The 4,858-nt window shown below is 70.3% G+C and carries 4 protein-coding genes and 2 riboswitches; all 4 genes read right to left on the bottom strand.

Going from position 1 to position 4,858, the window contains the following annotated elements; all coding sequences use genetic code 11:
* Positions 1 to 239: 239 nt before the first annotated feature.
* The gene (locus ABEA26_RS34965) at positions 240 to 1,607 is read right to left on the bottom strand and encodes an L-serine ammonia-lyase (protein ID WP_345597973.1); all 1,368 of its coding nucleotides are present in this window, start codon (positions 1,605 to 1,607) and stop codon (positions 240 to 242) included.
* Between the two features lie 98 nt (positions 1,608 to 1,705).
* Positions 1,706 to 2,968: a serine hydroxymethyltransferase gene (gene glyA / locus ABEA26_RS34960; protein ID WP_345597971.1), complete on the bottom strand. Its 1,263-nt coding sequence runs from the start codon at positions 2,966 to 2,968 to the stop codon at positions 1,706 to 1,708.
* Positions 2,969 to 2,983: 15 nt separating this feature from the next.
* A complete protein-coding gene (gcvH, locus tag ABEA26_RS34955; protein WP_345597969.1) occupies positions 2,984 to 3,361 on the bottom strand; it encodes a glycine cleavage system protein GcvH in 378 nt (125 codons plus the stop codon).
* A gap of 119 nt (positions 3,362 to 3,480) precedes the next feature.
* Complete coding sequence (gene gcvT / locus ABEA26_RS34950; RefSeq protein ID WP_345597968.1) at positions 3,481 to 4,614, bottom strand: glycine cleavage system aminomethyltransferase GcvT; 1,134 nt, start codon at positions 4,612 to 4,614, stop codon at positions 3,481 to 3,483.
* 39 nt (positions 4,615 to 4,653) lie between these two features.
* Positions 4,654 to 4,770: riboswitch (glycine riboswitch) on the bottom strand.
* A riboswitch (glycine riboswitch) is annotated at positions 4,771 to 4,858 on the bottom strand. This riboswitch is flagged as partial in the annotation.

The following is a 4,858-nucleotide window of genomic DNA, read 5'->3' as shown; positions in this document are numbered from 1 at the left end:
ACAAAACTCTTATTATTGGAGGAGGGTGATTCTCCGAGCGGGTGTGTCGGAGGGACGTCCATCGCTGCGCGGGTGTCGCGAACTTCCAGGTCAAGCGCCCATCGGCGAGGGATCCGTCAGGGACTTTGCAGGGATTTTCACGTCTGTCTCAGGGAGATTCCAGGGACTTTCCGCCCCGTAGGCAGGGAAGGCCCTGACAGCGCTGAAAGACGTAAACGCGCTGGTCAGGGCCTAGAACCTCAGCACTCGATGATGTTCACCGCGAGCCCGCCGCGCGCCGTCTCCTTGTACTTGACCGACATGTCCGCGCCGGTCTCCTTCATGGTCTTGATGACCTTGTCGAGGGACACCTTGTGGGAACCGTCGCCGCGCATCGCCATCCGGGCCGCCGTGACCGCCTTGACCGCGGCCATGCCGTTGCGCTCGATGCACGGAATCTGGACGAGGCCACCGACCGGGTCGCAGGTCAGGCCGAGGTTGTGCTCCATACCGATCTCGGCGGCGTTCTCCACTTGCTCCGGCGTGCCGCCGAGCACCTCGGCGAGCGCGCCGGCCGCCATGGAGCAGGCGGAGCCGACCTCGCCCTGGCAGCCGACCTCGGCGCCGGAGATGGAGGCGTTCTCCTTGAAGAGCATGCCGATCGCGCCGGCGGCGAGGAGGAAGCGGACGACGCCGTCCTCGTCGGCGCCGGGCACGAAGTTCATGTAGTAGTGCAGGACCGCCGGGATGATGCCCGCCGCGCCGTTCGTCGGGGCGGTGACGACCCGGCCGCCGGCCGCGTTCTCCTCGTTCACGGCCATGGCGTAGAGGGTGATCCACTCCATGGACAGGGCCTGCGGGTCGCCCTCCGAGCGCAGCTTGCGCGCGGTGTTGGCGGCGCGTCGGCGGACCTTCAGGCCGCCCGGCAGGATGCCCTCGCGGGACATGCCGCGGTCGACGCACGCCCGCATCACGCGCCAGATCTCCAGCAGGCCCGCACGGATCTCGTCCTCGTCGCGCCAGGCCCGCTCGTTCTCCAGCATCAGGGCGGAGATGGACAGGCCCGTCTCCCGGGCCAGGCGCAGCAGCTCGTCGCCGGTGCGGAAGGGGTACTTGAGCACCGTGTCGTCGAGCACGATGCGGTCCGCGCCCACCGCCTCCTCGTCGACGACGAAGCCGCCGCCGACCGAGTAGTACGTCTTCGAGAGGACTTCCGTGCCGGCCGCGTCGTACGCCCACAGGGTCATGCCGTTGGCGTGGTAGGGGAGGGTCTTGCGGCGGTGCAGGACCATGTCGTCGTCGTAGGCGAAGGCGATCTCGCGCTCGCCGAGGAGGCGGATGCGACCCGAGGACCTGATCGTCTCGACGCGTTCGTCCGCCTTCTCCACGTCCACCGTGCGCGGTGAGTCGCCCTCCAGGCCGAGCAGTACCGCCTTGGGCGTGCCGTGGCCGTGGCCGGTGGCGCCGAGCGAGCCGTACAGCTCGGCGCGGACGCCGGCGACGGAGTCCAGCAGCTCCTCGTTGCGAAGGCGGCGGGCGAACATGCGGGCCGCGCGCATCGGGCCGACCGTGTGGGAGCTCGACGGGCCGATGCCGATCGAGAACAGGTCGAAGACCGAGATGGCCACGGGGACTCCTCAGAACGGGGGTGGTGCAGAGGGTGGTGCTTCGGGCGGGGCGCCGTGCCCGCTTGTGGCGGGCACGGCGCCCCCGAACAGGCCGGGTGCTACTTGTTCAGACCCGGGTACAGCGGGTGCTTGTCGGCCAGGGTCTTCACCCGGGCCTTGAGGGCCTCCGCGTCGTAGGACGGCTTCAGCGCCTCGGCGATCACGTCCGCGACCTCGGCGAAGTCCTCGGTCGTGAAGCCCCGGGTGGCCAGGGCCGGCGTACCGATGCGCAGACCGGAGGTCACCATCGGCGGACGCGGGTCGTTCGGGACGGCGTTGCGATTGACCGTGATGCCGACCTCGTGGAGGCGGTCCTCGGCCTGCTGCCCGTCCAGCTCGGAGTCGCGCAGGTCGACCAGGACCAGGTGGACGTCCGTGCCGCCGGTCAGGACGGAGACGCCCGCCGCCTTCGCGTCGTCCCGCACCAGGCGCTCGGCCAGGATGCGGGCACCCTGCAGCGTACGGCCCTGGCGCTCCTTGAAGTCCTCGCTCGCGGCGACCTTGAAGGCGACGGCCTTGGCGGCCACCACGTGCTCCAGCGGGCCCCCCTGCTGACCGGGGAAGACGGCGGAGTTGATCTTCTTGGCCAGCTCGGCCGTGGAGAGGATCACACCGCCGCGCGGGCCGCCCAGCGTCTTGTGCGTGGTGGTGGTCACCACGTGGGCGTGCGGGACCGGGTTCGGGTGCAGGCCCGCCGCGACCAGACCGGCGAAGTGCGCCATGTCGACCATCAGGTACGCGCCGACCTCGTCCGCGACCTTGCGGAAGGCGGCGAAGTCCAGCTGCCGCGGGTACGCGGACCAGCCGGCCACGATCAGCTTCGGCCTGGTCTCCTTGGCGAGGCGCTCCACCTCGGCCATGTCGACCTGGCCGTCCTCACCGACGTGGTACGGGACGACGTTGTAGAGCTTGCCGGAGAAGTTGATCTTCATGCCGTGGGTCAGGTGCCCGCCGTGGGCGAGGTTCAGACCCATGATGGTGTCGCCGGGCTTGAGCAGCGCGAACATCGCGGCCGCGTTGGCCTGGGCGCCCGAGTGCGGCTGCACGTTGGCGTGCTCGGCGCCGAAGAGCGCCTTGACCCGGTCGATGGCGATCTGCTCGACCACGTCGACGTGTTCGCAGCCGCCGTAGTAGCGGCGGCCGGGGTAGCCCTCGGCGTACTTGTTGGTGAGGACCGAGCCCTGGGCCTCCATGACCGCGACCGGGGCGAAGTTCTCCGAGGCGATCATCTCGAGGGTGGACTGCTGGCGGTCCAGCTCGGCGTCGACGGCGGCGGCGACGTCGGGGTCGAGCTCGTGCAGGGACGTGTTCAGAAGGGACATGTGGTCCGTGACTCCTCAGCCGGCGGTGAAGGCGGTGTACTCGTCGGCGGAGAGCAGGTCGGCCGGCTCGTCCGTGATCCGCACCTTGAACAGCCAGCCGCCCTCGAAGGGCGCGGAGTTCACCAGCGACGGGTCGTTGACGACGTCCTCGTTGATCTCGGTGATCTCGCCGGAGACGGGGGAGTACAGGTCGGAGACCGACTTGGTGGACTCCAGTTCGCCGCAGGTCTCGCCCGCGGACACCGCGTCGCCGACCTCGGGGAGCTGGACGAAGACGACGTCACCGAGCGCGTTGGCCGCGTGCTCCGTGATGCCGACCGTCGAGGCGCCGTCCTCGGCGCCCGACAGCCACTCGTGCTCCTTGCTGTAGCGCAGCTGCTGGGGGTTGCTCATGGCCTGGATTCTCCTGTACGCGGGAAGGTGCTGATGAACGGGGGACCGCTGACACCACCGGTGAGCAGCGGAGACGTGCGCGCGGCCGGGGACGGCCGCGACCGGTGTCCCTCTACTGTCTACTTCTGGCGCTTGTAGAACGGCAGCGCCACGACCTCGTACGGCTCGTGGCTGCCCCGGATGTCCACGCCGACACCCGCGGTGCCCGGCGCGGCGTGCGCGGGGTCGACGTACGCCATGGCGATCGGCATGCCCAGCGTCGGGGACGGGGCACCCGAGGTGACCTCGCCGATCACCTCGCCGCCCGCGACGACCTGGTACCCGGCGCGCGGCACCCGGCGGCCCTCGGCGACCAGGCCGACCAGGACACGGGGCGGGTTCTGCTCCGACCGGGAAGCGGCCTCGGCCAGCGCGGCGCGCCCGACGAAGTCGCCCTCCTTCTCGAACTTGACCACCCGGCCGAAACCGGCGTCGAAGGGCGTCAGGGCGGTCGACAGCTCGTGCCCGTACAGCGGCATGCCCGCCTCCAGGCGGAGCGTGTCCCGGCAGGACAGTCCGCACGGGACCAGCCCGGCGCCCTCACCGGCACTGGTCAGCGCCTGCCACAGCGCCACGGCGTGCTCCGGCTTCACGAACAGCTCGAAGCCGTCCTCGCCGGTGTAGCCCGTGCGCGCGATGAGCGCCGGGACACCCGCGACCGTGCCGGGCAGGCCCGCGTAGTACTTCAGGCCGTCCAGGTCGGCGTCGGTCAGCGACGCGAGGATCTTGGAGGACTCGGGGCCCTGCACGGCGAGCAGCGCGTACGCGTCGCGGTCGTCGCGGACCTCGGCGTCGAAGCCGGCGGAGCGCTCGGTCAGCGCGTCCAGGACCACCTGGGCGTTGGAGGCGTTGGCGACCACCATGTAGTGGGGAGTGGCGGCGCCGGCCTCGTCCAGGCGGTAGACGATCAGGTCGTCCAGGATGCCGCCGTCCTCGCGACAGACCATGGTGTAGCGGGCGCGGCCCGGCTTCACGGTGCCGATGTTGCCGACCAGCGCGAAGTTCAGCAGTTCGGTCGCCTGCGGACCGGTGACGGTGATCTCGCCCATGTGCGAGAGGTCGAAGAGTCCGGCCCGGGAGCGCACGGCGAGGTGCTCGTCCCGCTCGGAGCCGTAGCGCAGGGGCATGTCCCAGCCCGCGAAGTCGGTCATCGTCGCACCCAGCGCGCGATGCGTGGCATCGAGCGCGGTACGGCGGAGTTCGGTACTGCTCATCGGTCGTTCGTCTCCCAGGACAGGACGTGGCGAGGTCGATCCTCCCCATCTGTCATCGGAACCTGAGAGGTTCGCCACGACCACCGGTCCACGGTGGCCAGGACTTGCACCTTGGGTGGGGCAGCCGTCGAGCGGCGGCCCGCTTTTCAGATGTGCCTCGCCCGCGCGGTAACGGGGCCTGAGAGATTCAAGGGAGGGACTTGCTCCTTCGGCGCCCCGGCGACGACCGGGGACTCTCCCGCGC

The sequence above is a fragment of the Streptomyces marokkonensis genome, from assembly GCF_039539045.1.
Classification (GTDB): domain Bacteria; phylum Actinomycetota; class Actinomycetes; order Streptomycetales; family Streptomycetaceae; genus Streptomyces; species Streptomyces marokkonensis.
The sequence above is the reverse complement of the archived record's forward strand: the minus strand, read 5'-3'. Positions and strand labels throughout refer to the sequence as shown.

What these genes read in the sequence shown, in the direction of transcription:
- glyA (WP_345597971.1), bottom strand. Translation starts at nt 2,968, where the DNA reads ATGTCCCTTCTGAACACGTCCCTGCACGAGCTCGACCCCGACGTCGCC.
- gcvH (WP_345597969.1), bottom strand. Translation starts at nt 3,361, where the DNA reads ATGAGCAACCCCCAGCAGCTGCGCTACAGCAAGGAGCACGAGTGGCTG.
- gcvT (WP_345597968.1), bottom strand. Translation starts at nt 4,614, where the DNA reads ATGAGCAGTACCGAACTCCGCCGTACCGCGCTCGATGCCACGCATCGC.